This is a genomic window from Brucella anthropi ATCC 49188 (assembly GCF_000017405.1).
Classification (GTDB): Bacteria; Pseudomonadota; Alphaproteobacteria; order Rhizobiales; family Rhizobiaceae; genus Brucella; species Brucella anthropi.
Genome location: NC_009668.1, coordinates 706,306 through 720,085, shown reverse-complemented (window position 1 = coordinate 720,085; position 13,780 = coordinate 706,306). Strand labels below are relative to the sequence as shown.

Sequence of the window (13,780 nt, the reverse complement as noted above, 5' to 3'; positions counted from 1 at the left end):
GCCGTCCTATTCTGCAGGGGTCGACGCCGATCGGGGCACAAGCCGCGCCCGAAGCTTTCCGAAAAGCCAGCTCAGCGATGGCTCGACCTCGGCAGCGAAGGGGTGGCGCACTAGGAATAGCGCGCCCAGCCAACTCACCACCGCGATGAGGCCCATCACGACGCCTCTGGTCCAGGGGATTTCCAGCGAGAAGCCATCAGCGGCAACCATTGCAAGCGGTATGGCCAGCGCAATCAGAGTCACAAGACCGCTTTTCAGCAATTCCCGACCAAGTACGGCATAGGAAAAGGCCACGTGCCTGCGCACGAAAACGATGGCTATGACCATCTGTATGGGCAAGCTGATGAACTGACCCAGCGCGACGGCAAGCAGCCCATAAAATGCAGCCGTGCCTATAACGGTGAGTGCGACCAGCCGCGAAATGAGGTTGGACAGGAAAGCTTCACGATTTTCACCCAATGCCATCAGCAAGGGATAGGTCAGGATCGCAGGAAACCAGAAGAGGCAGGCAAGGCTGAGGATCGCCACTATGGGCACGCATTCAGTCCAGTCGGGGCCGAGAAGGATGTGCACTGCCGGATAGGCGAGCAGCGCCAGCAATGCCTGTGCCGGCCAGTAGGCGACGGTAATATAGGACAAGGCGCGGATGTATGACTGGCTGATATCCGCTCCGGCACGAACTTGCGCCGAAAGCATCGGGAACGCCACGGTGAAGACGGCTGAAAGGATGATGCGATCCGGCAAACCACTCAAAGTGTCGGCACGGTTGTAAATGCCAACTGCCGATATGGGCATGAAACGCCCGAGCAATAGTTGCGGAAGCGTCATGCAAATCTTGTTCAGACCAGCATTGCCTCCAAGATAAATCCCGAACCGCCAGGCCGTGTCGAAACTGGCCAATGACGGGCGGAACAGATTTTTCAAAGGGTGGATCGAGACAGCCAGCCCCGTTGTTATCAACGCGCTTGCCAGCAGTCCGAAGGCAAAACACATATGCCCGAAACCGCTGAAGGCCATGGCAATGGTTACCAATGCACCCAGACCGGCCCCGGCGGTGCGGATGCGCGCCAATGTTCCGAAGGCCATGTCGCGCTTCAGCAATGCGACAATCGGTAAGGACAGGCTTTCGACCAGCGCGGCCACAATCGTGATGCTGAGAAAAAGCTTCAACTTCGGATCGTTATAGGATTCGGCGAAGTATCCGAGTGCAAAATACAGGATCAGCGACAGCAGAACCGTTACACCCATCAGAAAGGTAAGCGAAGTCCGGATGTCCTGATCGCGTACCTTATCGATCTTTATCAAAAATTCGGGACTGGCGAATTCGCGCAGCGAAAACACGACTGCCGTAAGGCTCAAGCCTATCACACCCATTCCGGTTTCGGCTGGCCCCAGAACACGTGACACCGCAGCCACCGTCACAAAGTTGAAGAGCAGCCCTGCATATTGTTCGAGCGCCGCCATGAGGAAACCCCTGCGACTGCCATTCATGATCCGCTCCAACAGGTATTCTCTGGCACCGCCAGCGTTTTCTGCATCATCGTTTCATCCCCCATTTATGACAGCGCGGGCAAAAGCGTCCGCAGGCGCATTTTTCCTATCCTCGCTCAGAATAATCCTTTGCCACGGGCACGAAATGTCGCCCTTGGTGTTAGCACCTGACCTGAAAGGAGTATGCGGCACGCTCTAAAGCCAAGTCGTGGATAGCAGTGTCAGTGCGTAAAAATTTCCGGAGTTTGATCTTTTGCACGCGCCTCGGAGGAGACATGACGAGTCTTTCCTGGATCACGCTTCTGGCCTTCGCTCTTTCCGTCGCTTTCTGCCTCGGCTTTCGGGGGCTGGCACGCGAATGGCATCTCATCGACATTCCTGATGCCCGCAAGAGGCATGACGGGAATGTCCCGCTTTGCGGGGGCATTGCCATTTTTCTCTCGTTTTCCGCAGCCACGTTTCTGGCGTTTGGCGTTTCAGGACATGCCAATGCCATGGCCTTGCTGCCAGGGCTTGTGCTCATCCTCGTCGCCGGTGTTCTCGATGACCGTTTCAACCTGCCTGTCGCGCCGCGCCTTGCAATCCAGTTGCTCGCAGCCTTCCTGATAATTGCTATCACCGGGCTGACGCAGACCTATCTCGGGCTTGCTTCCGATGGCATCGAAACTGCCGCCACGTCCACTCCGGAAATGCTTATACAGGTCCTGACCGGACCGCTTTTCCTGATTATCGCGCTTGCTTTCATTGTCGGCCTCGTCAATGCGGTCAATATGAGTGACGGCGTGGACGGACTGGCAGGGTCGGCGAGTGCTGCCGCATTCTTCTGGCTGGCCGTCATCGGCTTCGGGATCGGCGAACATCGCCTCGGGCTTCAGGCGCTCGCCCTTGCTGCTGCCTGCCTCGGCTTTCTGGTCTTCAACATGCGGCATCGCTGGCGCACACGAGCAAGCCTTTTCCTTGGCGATGGCGGCAGCACATTTCTCGGTGCAGCCCTTGCCGGATTTATCCTCATCCTTGCAAGCGGAACCGCCGCCGTCGCCTTTCCCGTCCTGATCTGGATCGTGATCGTGCCAGTCATTGATACGCTGAGCCTGATCGTGCGCCGCATGTCTGTACGCAGAAGCCCGTTCTCGCCGGACCGGCAGCATCTGCATCATCTGCTGATGGATGCGGGGCTTTCCTGCGGGCAAACAGCCGTAGCGGTCATGGCGCTCAATCTTCTGGCGGGAGCCATCGCCTACATCGCCATCCGGTTCGACATACCCGTCTGGCCGATGCTTCTGGCGCTGGCGGTCCCTGCCGCAGCACACACGCTCTTCGTGCTGCGCATGACCAGAGGCGCACGTCCGATCGTTACCGCTTCGATGGCCGAGGCCAACCCGACCACCAAACCGAACATCACTTATCCAGGGGCAACTTCATGACTGTGTCCGTCCTCATCAGAACGCTTAACGAGGAAGTCAATCTACCTGCATGCCTCGCCTCACTCGACTGGTGCGACGATATCGTGGTGCTCGATTCATTCAGCACTGATCGTACCGTGGAAATCGCCAAAGCAGCGGGCGCGCGCGTCTATCAGCGCGTCTATGACACCGAGGACCGCCAGCGCATGTACGGGCTGACGGAAATCGAGTTCAAACATCTTTGGGTCTATACACCCGACGCGGACGAAATCACACCGCCGGACCTGCGAGATGAAATACTGTCGGTCACCGCTGATCTCGACCGACCGGAAGTGTTTTTCCGGCTTCGCTACAAGAACATGTTCATGGGGCGCTGGATACGCCATGCAAGCCTCTATCCGACATGGATCACCCGGCTGGTCAGGCCGGATCGCGTACGCTTCGAGCGTTCAATCCATGCACGCGCAACCGGAGGTCCGAGCGGCCAGTTACAGGCGCATTTCATCCATTACAGCTTCAACAAGGGGCTCGCCGCCTGGTACGACAAACACAATCTCTATTCCACCGTTGAAGCGGATTTGTCGGCAGCGCGGCTTCTTGAGCGGCGCGTCGATTGGGGTGGCCTCCTGTCGGGCAATCCGGAACGGCGTCGGCGCGCCATGAAATCCCTGTCCTACAATTTGCCGTGTCGACCGACCTTGCGCTTCTTCTACATGTATGTGCTGCGCGGTGGCTTCCTCGACGGCAAGCCCGGCTATCTCTATTGCCGCCTGCTTTCGGCTTACGAGTTCATGATCGTGATCAAGATGGAAGAGCAACGCCAGCGTCAATCGGCGCTTCTGGCTGAATCTTCATCAGTCAGACGCCCTTTGGAAACCGAAGCACCAGAACGGCGTATGGTATGATGCTGCCCATTATTCTGCCCTGTGCCGTTTTGTTCGGACTGGTCGCCATGTTCTTCTCGGAACCTGTTCTGACCTTGCAGGATGATGGCGGCAGAGCTGATGTGATCGTCGTACCCGGCGGAGACGGACCGCCCCGCGCGGCGGAGGCCGCACGTCTCTGGAAGGAGGGCCGCTCACCGGTGATCCTTGTTACCGGCGACGGTGATTGTCTCTCCAACAAACGGATCATGGTGCGCAAAGGCGTGACGCCGTCGGCGATTTTTGTGGAATGCCAATCGGGCAGCACCTGGCAGAATGCCCGATTTTCCGCGCCCCTCATGCGCGAAATACAGGCCAGAAGTGCGCTGATCGTGACCAACTGGTATCACTCGCGCCGCGCCATAGCGAGCTTTCGCGCCGCATGCCCCCAGATGCGTTTCATCTCGTCTCCCATCGGCGGCGATGACGGTCGGCCCGGTTTTCCGACAACACCCACGGACATGGAACTCGTCGTCAAGGAATATGTGAAACTTGGCTGGTATCTGATTTCAGGCCGCATCTTCCCACACGACCTTTCCACGGACGAACCGGCACCCGATCTTTCGGATGTATGCGCTGATGCGGGGGTTACACAATGAACCTCTCACTCACCTGGATTTTCGTCGGTTGCGTCCTCTGCCTTCTGGCTGGCGGTCTCTTCTCCAGACCGGAACGCATGTATCAGTTTCCGTTTCTTGCAGGGGTGATGACCTTCGGCTTCCTGCTGCCGCAGCTTCCCGCCCTCGTATATGATCAGTTTCTGCCTTCCGGCGCTTACGCCAAGACGATGATCATGGGCATTCTGTCGTTCGCAATGCTGATGCTTGGATGGCGCCTGACGAAAAAGCCGATTCAGTTTCTCAGCATGAGTTTCAGCGAACGCAGACTGCTCTGGGCTGCAGCCGGACTGTCGGCTTTCGGCGCTGTCTTCTATTTCCTCCTTAGCCGTCTTCCAGGAGACGTCTCCATCGGCGTACAAATGACTGGTATGCCGGTGGTGTACCTCTTCTTTGCACAGCTCATGCCCTATGGCCTGGCCATCGCCGTCCTGTGTTTCGCACGGCGGCCGTCATGGTTCGCCATCGCGATCATCCTGTTCGATCTGGTTTTCTATCTGGACCGTATTCTGGTCACAGGAAAACGCGCAGAGACCATCCAGCTGGTCCTCATGTTCCTTCTCGCCTTCTGGTTCTACCGACGGATTGTCGTACCTCGAACAATCATGGCAATCAGCATTCTGGCTGGCACATTTCTGATGACCAGTATGGGCGATTATCGACAGGTAACCCGTGCGGATGCGAGCTTTGTTCTCGATGAGATTCTGGAGATCGACTATGCCGCCAATTTTCGCGCTACCCTTGACCGTGGTGGTCCGGAAATGCGCAATGCCGTGCAACGTATTGATGAAATTGATCGGCGGCTCGAGTTTGATTACGGCAAATATCACTGGAACCGTATCATCTTTACATTCGTTCCGGCGCAACTTGTGGGTAGTCGCATCAAGGAAGCGCTCTATCTCGATGTCCCGGAACCCAGCCGCGATTACAACCCTTTGACAGGCTCGACCGAAACGGGATTGGTCGATGCGTTCTTGTCATTCTGGTATTTCGGAGCCCTGAAATTCCTGCTGCTTGCCTGGGCCATGCGCAGACTTTGGGAAACGGCAATGGCAGGCGAGATGCTCGGACAATTGGTGTATATGCTTTCCATTGTTCCGGCCATGCACTCAATTTCTCATCACACGGATTGGGTCGTGCCTGTCTGGATTCACATGGCATTGTTCCTCATTCCCGTTCTGTCGTTCTGCGTAATCCGCAATCGATCAATCCAGCTCCCGCTTCCGCCATCACAAAGTGGCGCGATCAACATTGCGGGGGCCAGGTTTCAGGAAGGATGGTCATCATGACCGTGACGTCAGACCACAAAGGGACGTTCGCCGGAGAAACCGGTAAATCGCGCCAACTGGATGGCATTTCAGGCAGAATGAACGCGTCGCGCCCCATGGAAGGCGGCGCAACCTTCACTCTCGGACACCGTGTTCAGCGTCTGTGCTGGCAGGCAAGCTGGCTGTTACTGGCGGCATGGACGCCGTCTTTCCTGTGGCGCTGGCGTGGCGCGGTGTTGCGCGCCTTCGGCGCGAAGGTTCACAAGACCGCCATCGTGCGCGGCAGTGCGCGTATCTGGTGGCCGGGCAATCTGACCATGGGTGCTCATTCATCGCTGGGACCGGGTGCGCTCTGCTATAACGTAGCGCACGTAACGCTTGCCCCATTCGCCATCGTTTCACAACGCGCGCATCTGTGCACGGCGGGGCACAATATCGATCAGGCGGATTTTCCCCTCACGGCAGCACCCATTCACATCGGGCCTTATGGCTGGGTTGCAGCTGAAGCCTTTGTCGGGCCGGGCGTGACCATCGGTGAAGGCGCAGTTCTTGGCGCACGCGGGGTCGGCTTCCGTGATATGGAACCATGGATGGTCTATGTCGGCAATCCCGCCAAGCCCGTGAGACCCCGGCGGAAGCCCTGACAATCAGGAAGCAGGAACGGACCGGAGCGCCTTGCGGCCTGCAACGGCACCGCTTTTTTGCGGCTGAAAGCTCTGATAGGCCGCAATTGTCTGGAGAGCGATGCGTGGCCAGGTGTAGTTGGCCCGCACAAGTCTGGCACCAGCCGCACCCATGCGTTTCGCGCGATCCGGGTCTTCCAGAATTTGCTCAAGCGCTGAAGCCACAGCCATCGGGTCGAGTGAACAGACCGCACCGGCACCGGCTTCAGCGACTTCCGGAAAATGACATGCATCGGTAATCGCAACCGGTACGCCGCAGGCCAGCGCCTCGGTTATGGCGACGCTGAATCCTTCCTGACGGCTTGGCAGGCAAAAACAGGCCGATTGTTTCAGGGCAGCGATCTTCGCCGGACCATAGAGCCCGCCTGTCATGTGTACCCGCGTCTCAAGCCCGTATTGACGAATACGCTGCCGAAAATCTTCTTCCGCACCACCATCGGGACCCGCGACAACCAGATCCACATCAGGAAACAAGGGGGCAACACGACGAAAGGCATCGGCAAGTATATCAAGACCTTTCTTGTAGTGCAGCCGCGACAGAAAAAGTATGTAGGGCCGTTCCGGCAATCCGCGCACGGCAATATCCTTGTCGCCCTCGACTTCATTGAGGAAAATTCCGTTCGGGATGATCATCGAAGGTGATTTCAGGCCAAGTGGCCGCATCAGCTCGATTTCATCCGCATTCAGCGCGTGGATGAAGGCTGCACCGTCGAGCATACGACGAAAGCCGAGCATCATCGCGATCTTCTTCTTCCATGCGCTCTGTTGCATGCTCCACACGTCGAGCATACCGCAACAACATACGCAATATGGCACACGATAGCGGCGGCAAAGCATTGATGCCCGCAACAGATTGGTTTCCCATATGCCATGAAGATGCACAAAATCTGCCGAGCGCAGCAGCATCTCCATTGCTTTTGCTGCAGCCCCGCCGAACAAGGTTTCCCGCAAGTCAGGCATTGGCAGAAGCAGGGTGCGCACCTTGTCGAAACCGGGAATTGTGGCCGTGGCGCTGACGGCGCGACCGCTCACTTCATCATCGCTATAGCTTACGATTGTCACTTCATGACCGAGCGTTGCCTGCGCTGCTGCAAGCCGCACCACGACGGCTTGCGGGCCGCCCTTGGCAGGGTCGTAGGAACCGATGACGTGGACAATGTTCATGCCGCCTTCTCCCGAAAGATTGCTGAGGTCAACCGTTCGCCATAACGCGATAAAGTAAAATCAGCCGCGCGTTCGCGGGCGCTTTCGCCCATCCGTTCCAGCGCCGCCGGATTGCCTGCAAGTTCCCGCAGGATTTCTGTTGTCTCCATGACGTCCCGGATAGGCACGATATAGCCGTCGATACCGTTGCGAACGACACTGCCCGTATTCTCCGTACAAATTACAGGCAGCCCAGCGGCCAGCGCTTCATAAACGGAAATCGCCGACCCTTCGCATAACGAAGGCAACAGAAAAACATCGGCCCACTCAAATTGCTTGCGCATCTCGCTGCGCGGAATGGGGCCTGTCAATTCGACCGAGGCGGCGAGCTTCTTCTGTGCTTCCGGCAACAGTTCCAGCGGGCCGACCATCCGGAATTCCACCTCTCCCGCCAGTAATCGGGAAACCCCGCCGACATAAGGCGAGCCTTTGCGCAAGCCAACCGCGCCCACTGTCAGCACGTGCAATTTGCCTGGTGCCCGTGGTTTCCGTTCAACCTGGAAACGCGTATCGACACCTGTCGGAACCACCACGATCTTTTCGGGAGCACAACCTTCTTCAACCACATGACGGGCAACAAAAGGCGATGGACACACAACCACATCGGCCAGCTGCCATTCAACTCGTTCACGCTCCGCGAAAGCCTCGGAATATCCATCGCTTTCGAGCGGCAATTGCCAACCCGGGTTCAACAATTCCTCTTCATAACCAAGCTGGTCAACGATGGCGCGCGGCGCGATCACCTGATCTACCGCTGTCCAAAGACCCATTTTTCGCGCAGCCGACAACAGTTCAACAGCTTCACCGCTGAAGGCATAGACCCCGCTTGCGCCGTGAAATCCGCTTTCCGCGACCAGCCTTCCGAATGTTTCACCAGCCCATATTGCATTGGCAGTGGATTTCGGCCCAGTCTGGTTCGCCAGTCTGCGTACGGCGGAATGCAGTCCGAAGCCCGGAAAAGTTGTCATCTGTTGTTGGGGAATTCCCTGGGGCTTGCGTCCAATCAATCTCCGAACAGAGGATGGGAGTGCATTGGAGGGCAAGCTGTTGAGGAAACGTGGCCATCCCTGAAAAGCGCATATGTCCGTATAAAAATGTGCCAGCTTCTGATTATTCGCAAAAATCCGCGGGACTGCATAGTGCCGGCGGGCGCCCAACTGGCTGACAACGACCGACCCATCCATCATAATTCCCTCGGCTGGAACTGCCGGTCGAGAACCGGCATGGCCTGTGGCACCACCTTTTCCTCAAGCCGCGAAATGGCCGATTGCCAGACGGCTGCGCCATATTCACGCGAATAGGCCGTTTCCATCAGATAGCGGGCATTGTTGCCCATCGACATGCGTCCCACAGGCGAATGGCGCAAATGAAGGATCGCATTGACCAACGCATCGACATCGCCCGGTCTCAGCGCCATACCGCACTGAAAATCGCGGACAATCGTGCCGATCTCGCCTTCCGTATCACCGATGAAGATTGTCGGACGGGCCGCTGCGAGGACGCCGTAGAACTTGCTGGGCACGATACAATGTTCCAGCTCCGGCTTCAGCGAAACCAGATGTACATTGGCCGCGCCAAGGCTCTCGGAGAGCTTTTCCACGGGCTGGAATGGTTTCATCATCACATTGGTCAAGCCGCGTCGCTTGACTTCACTTTCGACGAAACCACGCTGCTGCCCCTCGCCGATCATCAAAAAGACGATGCTTTTCATATGCCGGAGCCGCTCCGCAGCATCGAGCACCGTCTTGAACTCGTGTGCGCGCCCGAAGTTGCCCGAGTAACCGATGACGAATTTTCGACCGAGCCCCCAGCCACGGCGCAAGGGGTTCTGCGACGGCTCCACCGGAACGATTTCGTTGCGGTCGGCCCAGTGGTGAACCACGCTCAGGCTTTCCGCCGGAATATCCCGTGTCGAAAGATAATGCGCCATGCGCTCTATCGGACAGATTGTCAGTGCAGACTGGCGCATCGACCAGTTGCGCAGGATCAGGGCGAGCTTACCGGAAACGGTATCGGATTTGATGAGGCCGAGTTCCATTGCCGTTTCGGGAAAAAGATCCATCACCCAGTTGACCAGCTTTGCCCGTCGCAGGCGAACAGGCAGCGCTGCCGAAACGGAAAGAAGCGGCGGATCGGTACAGACGACGCAGACATCGTCCTTGCGGGCATTGGATGCAAACCAGGCGGCCGCGGACAGATGAAAGGTTGCATAATCGACCGCGCGCCCGACAAGCTTGCCCCGACCAAAGCCCGAGGTCCATATGCGATGCACATCTATGCCGTCGATCGTTTCACGCGCGGGCAACACGTCCTTCCGCTTGTCGTGATAGCTGCGGCTTGCCAGCACTGTCGTCTCGATGCCTTCACGCACAAGCGTATGGGCAAGGCTCGTCACCATCCGGCTCGTCGCCGACTGGTCCGGGTAGAAGTAACGATTGGCAAGCACCACACGCATGATTTCACGTCCTGTTGTTCGATCCCGTTGAAACGAGCATCGCAACTGCGCAGCAGATACCGCAAGAAACACAAAGGCATGGCATGCACCGACACCGGGCGAACTGCCTACCTCTTTGGGTGAAACCGGACATGCCGGGCGCGCCTCAAGCCTCATCCGAAGAGGGATGTTCCGGCCCGCAATTGCCGTTTTGGAGCCGTTCTGCCCACGCAGGAAATCGCTAACATGGTTTCATTGCAGCTTTGGAAAGCTTTGGTCGGAGGGAAGCCCTTGCAAGAGAAAACAGCTCTCATCGTCGGTGTGACCGGACAGGACGGCGCTTATCTAAGCGAGCTTCTGCTCAAAAAAGGCTATCGCGTACATGGTCTGAAGCGGCGGTCTTCCTCGTTCAACACTGCGCGTATCGATCATCTCTATCAGGACCCGCATGAGGAAGACATTCGCTTCCGCCTGCATTTCGGTGACCTGACCGATGCAACCAATCTGTGCCGTGTCATTCAGGAAGTGCGGCCCGACGAGATTTATAATCTCGGCGCGCAAAGCCATGTTCAGGTAAGCTTTGAAACGCCTGAATATACGGCCAATGCCGATGCGCTCGGCACGCTGCGCCTACTCGAATCCATGCGTATTCTGGGTCTCGGCAAGACATGCCGTTTCTATCAGGCTTCCACGTCGGAACTCTTCGGTAACAGCTCGCCCCAGGCACAGAACGAACAGACGCCTTTCGCCCCGCGCAGTCCTTATGCGACAGCAAAGCTCTATGCCTACTGGACGACGGTAAACTACCGCGACGCCTATGGCTTCCATGCTTCCAACGGCATTTTGTTCAATCACGAAAGCCCGCTTCGCGGCGAAACCTTCGTTACCCGCAAGATCACCCGTGCTGTCGCGGCCATTGAACGCGGCCTGCAAGACAGGCTTCGGCTCGGCAATCTCGATGCCCGTCGCGACTGGGGTCATGCGCGCGATTATGTCGAGGGCATGTGGCGTATCCTGCAGGAAGACACCGCCGACGACTACGTGCTGGCGACCGGCGAAACGCACACGGTGCGCGAGTTTGTCGAACACGCCTTCAAGGCCGTCGACAAGGAGATCGAGTGGCACGGTAACGGCGTGGAAGAAATCGGCCGTGACCGAAAATCCGGCAATTGCCTGATAGAGATCGATCCCCGCTATTTCCGTCCGAACGAGGTCGACTTCCTGCTCGGCGATGCATCCAAGGCGAAAAATCGCCTCGGCTGGCAGCATACAACGGGCTTCGACAATCTTGTCACCGAAATGGTCGACTGGGATTTGCGCAACATCATGCGGGAGGTTGGACGCAATGACTTCTACGGCTGACATCACCCCCGCTCCGTTTTATTCACTCGAAGGCAAGAAGGTGTTCGTTGCCGGGCATACAGGCATGGTCGGTTCGGCCATTCTGCGCCGCCTGCAAGGCACGGATTGCGACATCATCACTGCAGCGCACAGCGCACTCGATCTGACCCGGCAGGGACCGACGGAGAATTTCATCAGCGGTCGCAAGCCGGATGTCATCATCATCGCTGCCGCCCGCGTTGGGGGCATCCTTGCCAATTCGCAATATCCGGCAGATTTTCTCTATGACAATCTCGCCATCGGCATGAACCTCATCCGCGCCGCCCATCAGAACGGTGTCGAACGTCTGTTGTGGCTCGGATCAAGCTGCATCTATCCCCGCGACGCAGCGCAGCCTCTCACCGAGGATGCCCTGATGACAGGCCCGCTGGAAGCGACCAACGAAGCCTATGCCGTCGCCAAGATCGCAGGGCTTGAATATGCGCGGGCTTGCGCACGGCAATATGGCAATCACTTCATGACGGCGATGCCGACCAATCTTTACGGTCCAAACGACAATTTTGATCCCAACACCTCGCATGTCCTGCCGGCATTGATCCGCCGGATTCACGAGGCCAAGGTGCGAGGGACCGACCATGTGACACTCTGGGGCACCGGCAAGCCCTTGCGGGAGTTCCTGCATGTGGACGATCTTGCCGATGCCTGCCTGCACATGCTGCGTTTCTACGATGGCATTGAGCCGATGAACATCGGGACGGGTGAAGAGATTTCAATCAAGGATCTGGCGCTGACCGTTGCCTGCGTCGTCGGTTACGAAGGTCGCTTTGAACACGACCTCAGCAAACCGGACGGTACACCGCGCAAACTCCTCGACACGTCGCGGATGCGGGCGCTGGGCTGGAAGCCGCAAATTCGTCTGGAGGACGGCCTGCGTGAAGTCTATCGCGATTGGTTGGAGGAAGCCGCCGATCCTGTCGCCGCTTGAAGCCCCCGGAAAAGCGGGACCCGCTTTTCCGATCAAGCGCGACGTTTTCTTCGACATTGTCGATCCTGGACAAGTCTCCTCGGCATCCCTCATGCCGGGGAGACGCGCAGCGTCGTCCCGAAGCACGAAGAGGCGCCCCGCCTTCCTAAGTTTCCATTGAAGTGAAACTCTCAACCTATGACGGCGAGCCGCCGACCCTGCTCATATCCAGCTCGACGCGCAAGATGTCACCCGGTTTGATTTCCGTGCTTTCGTTGGCGACGATATCCTGAAAGCTGCCATTCACGATACGACTGATCGAGAACACCAGTTTCTGACGCAGCGTGGCCGCGGAAATATTACCGGAAGACTTGGCGATCTCGGCCATAGCCTGGAGTTGTGTATTGCTGCGGCGCTCCATGCGGGCAATGTTGAGGTCAATATCCTGCAAATTGGTAGCCGCTTCGCTTTTGCGAATTTCTTCCAGATTGGCGATGCGCTGTTCCATGGCAAGCTGGTTCTGTCTCGCCCGTGCAAGAAACGAAGCAAGCTCCAGCGCAGCACGCCGTGTGGCTGACAGATCACGCTCCATGTCACGCAGGTTGGATTTTGCGGCCAGGCCGCGATCCACCAGCGACTTGCTGGAATCCACATTCTCCTGCAACAGCCCGATTTCGGTGTCGTGCAGCTTGATACTCTGCTGCAGGGTCTGGATTTCATCGCCATAGCTCGCCGCTTGCGCTTCAAGCGCCCGACGCTCGGCTGCAAGATTATTGCGGCGGACGTTGAACACTGTCTTTTCACCGTCCAGCATCTTCTGCGTCAGGGCCACGGTTTCCTTGTTCGCAGCTGCCTGATCCGGCAGAGTATAAGTAAAATCCGTGCCGTTCAGTTCCGCCTCGAAACGGGCCCGCCGGATTGCCATGGCAGTGATCTGCATCTGCAGGTCGACATATTCCTGCTGCGCGGAAATAAGCTGCATCCCGGCAGTCAGGGCTGGAGATTCCGCTTTTCCGGCTCCGCCACCCAGCGCCATAAGTTCAAGCACCACCATTCCGGGCCGGAACTGATATTTTCCCGGCGCCTTCACATCACCAACGACAAATACCGGTGCATACTGATTGATCGTTGCTGTGACCGTCAGTCCCGGAATATGCTGGGATAGCGATCCCGCGATCTTCTCGCTGATCTCATTGGTAGTCAGCCCGGTGACGGAAATATTGCCCACGACCGGATAACCGATATTGCCGTCCACATCGACCGGGTAAAGCCCGGTGAGTGACGGTTGCCCATAAACGGTTACCTGCAGCACGTCATTTGCGCCGACCCGATAGGCTTGTCCGTCCGCAAGCGCTCCAAAAGTCCCGCCGACCAGAATGAGGCCCGAAAGCATAGTGGCCCGAAGATGGGTACCAATGCGATTCTTGATGATCCTGTATGACATGGTTTGCCC

Annotated in this window: 12 protein-coding genes; 7 read left to right on the top strand and 5 right to left on the bottom strand. The window is 57.5% G+C overall.

All coding sequences use genetic code 11. The features are described from left to right. Positions 1 to 6: 6 nt before the first annotated feature. Positions 7 to 1,491: an oligosaccharide flippase family protein gene (locus OANT_RS17500; RefSeq protein ID WP_012092810.1), complete on the bottom strand. Its 1,485-nt coding sequence runs from the start codon at positions 1,489 to 1,491 to the stop codon at positions 7 to 9. Between the two features lie 275 nt (positions 1,492 to 1,766). Here OANT_RS17500 and OANT_RS17495 point away from each other — a divergent pair, with 275 nt between their 5' ends. The 5 genes from OANT_RS17495 to OANT_RS17475 all read left to right on the top strand — a co-directional run bounded on the left by OANT_RS17495 (position 1,767) and on the right by OANT_RS17475 (position 6,346). Further along, a complete protein-coding gene (locus OANT_RS17495; protein ID WP_012092809.1) occupies positions 1,767 to 2,915 on the top strand; it encodes an MraY family glycosyltransferase in 1,149 nt (382 codons plus the stop codon). Then, positions 2,912 to 3,799: a glycosyltransferase family 2 protein gene (locus OANT_RS17490; protein ID WP_012092808.1), complete on the top strand. Its 888-nt coding sequence runs from the start codon at positions 2,912 to 2,914 to the stop codon at positions 3,797 to 3,799. Before OANT_RS17495 ends, OANT_RS17490 begins: the two co-directional genes overlap by 4 nt. Further along, entirely contained in the window at positions 3,796 to 4,416 is a 621-nt protein-coding gene (locus OANT_RS17485; protein ID WP_010658576.1) for a YdcF family protein, read from the top strand. Before OANT_RS17490 ends, OANT_RS17485 begins: the two co-directional genes overlap by 4 nt. After that, the gene (locus OANT_RS17480; protein WP_012092807.1) at positions 4,413 to 5,723 is read left to right on the top strand and encodes a hypothetical protein; all 1,311 of its coding nucleotides are present in this window, start codon (positions 4,413 to 4,415) and stop codon (positions 5,721 to 5,723) included. Before OANT_RS17485 ends, OANT_RS17480 begins: the two co-directional genes overlap by 4 nt. 77 nt (positions 5,724 to 5,800) lie before the next feature. Beyond that, positions 5,801 to 6,346: an LbetaH domain-containing protein gene (locus OANT_RS17475; RefSeq protein WP_043063089.1), complete on the top strand. Its 546-nt coding sequence runs from the start codon at positions 5,801 to 5,803 to the stop codon at positions 6,344 to 6,346. Positions 6,347 to 6,349: 3 nt separating this feature from the next. Here the strand turns inward: OANT_RS17475 and OANT_RS17470 are convergent, their stop codons facing one another. The 3 genes from OANT_RS17470 to OANT_RS17460 are packed head-to-tail and all read right to left on the bottom strand — an operon-like array spanning position 6,350 to position 10,043. After that, complete coding sequence (locus tag OANT_RS17470) at positions 6,350 to 7,549, bottom strand: glycosyltransferase (protein ID WP_012092805.1); 1,200 nt, start codon at positions 7,547 to 7,549, stop codon at positions 6,350 to 6,352. Further along, a complete protein-coding gene (locus OANT_RS17465) occupies positions 7,546 to 8,772 on the bottom strand; it encodes a glycosyltransferase family 4 protein (protein ID WP_012092804.1) in 1,227 nt (408 codons plus the stop codon). Before OANT_RS17465 ends, OANT_RS17470 begins: the two co-directional genes overlap by 4 nt. Further along, positions 8,772 to 10,043 carry a glycosyltransferase family 4 protein gene (locus OANT_RS17460; protein WP_012092803.1) on the bottom strand — a complete coding sequence of 424 codons (1,272 nt, stop codon included), beginning with the start codon at positions 10,041 to 10,043 and terminating at the stop codon, positions 8,772 to 8,774. Before OANT_RS17460 ends, OANT_RS17465 begins: the two co-directional genes overlap by 1 nt. Before the next feature lie 270 nt (positions 10,044 to 10,313). On the opposite strand from OANT_RS17460, the gene gmd reads away from it, so the two are divergent. Next, positions 10,314 to 11,384: a GDP-mannose 4,6-dehydratase gene (gene gmd, locus OANT_RS17455; RefSeq protein WP_010658570.1), complete on the top strand. Its 1,071-nt coding sequence runs from the start codon at positions 10,314 to 10,316 to the stop codon at positions 11,382 to 11,384. Next, positions 11,368 to 12,348, top strand: coding sequence for a GDP-L-fucose synthase family protein (locus tag OANT_RS17450; protein WP_012092801.1), 981 nt, complete (start codon positions 11,368 to 11,370; stop codon positions 12,346 to 12,348). The genes gmd and OANT_RS17450 overlap by 17 nt, the downstream gene beginning before the upstream one ends. Before the next feature lie 175 nt (positions 12,349 to 12,523). Here the strand turns inward: OANT_RS17450 and OANT_RS17445 are convergent, their stop codons facing one another. Continuing rightward, entirely contained in the window at positions 12,524 to 13,771 is a 1,248-nt protein-coding gene (locus OANT_RS17445; protein WP_012092800.1) for a polysaccharide biosynthesis/export family protein, read from the bottom strand. Positions 13,772 to 13,780: the final 9 nt, after the last annotated feature.

Excerpts from the sequence above, each read along its gene's own strand:
- OANT_RS17475 (WP_043063089.1), top strand. The coding sequence starts at position 5,801 with ATGAACGCGTCGCGCCCCATGGAAGGCGGCGCAACCTTCACTCTCGGA.
- OANT_RS17490 (WP_012092808.1), top strand. The coding sequence starts at position 2,912 with ATGACTGTGTCCGTCCTCATCAGAACGCTTAACGAGGAAGTCAATCTA.
- OANT_RS17470 (WP_012092805.1), bottom strand. The coding sequence starts at position 7,549 with ATGAACATTGTCCACGTCATCGGTTCCTACGACCCTGCCAAGGGCGGC.
- OANT_RS17445 (WP_012092800.1), bottom strand. The coding sequence starts at position 13,771 with ATGTCATACAGGATCATCAAGAATCGCATTGGTACCCATCTTCGGGCC.
- OANT_RS17460 (WP_012092803.1), bottom strand. The coding sequence starts at position 10,043 with ATGCGTGTGGTGCTTGCCAATCGTTACTTCTACCCGGACCAGTCGGCG.
- OANT_RS17495 (WP_012092809.1), top strand. The coding sequence starts at position 1,767 with ATGACGAGTCTTTCCTGGATCACGCTTCTGGCCTTCGCTCTTTCCGTC.
- OANT_RS17480 (WP_012092807.1), top strand. The coding sequence starts at position 4,413 with ATGAACCTCTCACTCACCTGGATTTTCGTCGGTTGCGTCCTCTGCCTT.
- OANT_RS17485 (WP_010658576.1), top strand. The coding sequence starts at position 3,796 with ATGATGCTGCCCATTATTCTGCCCTGTGCCGTTTTGTTCGGACTGGTC.
- OANT_RS17450 (WP_012092801.1), top strand. The coding sequence starts at position 11,368 with ATGACTTCTACGGCTGACATCACCCCCGCTCCGTTTTATTCACTCGAA.
- OANT_RS17500 (WP_012092810.1), bottom strand. The coding sequence starts at position 1,491 with ATGAATGGCAGTCGCAGGGGTTTCCTCATGGCGGCGCTCGAACAATAT.
- OANT_RS17465 (WP_012092804.1), bottom strand. The coding sequence starts at position 8,772 with ATGGATGGGTCGGTCGTTGTCAGCCAGTTGGGCGCCCGCCGGCACTAT.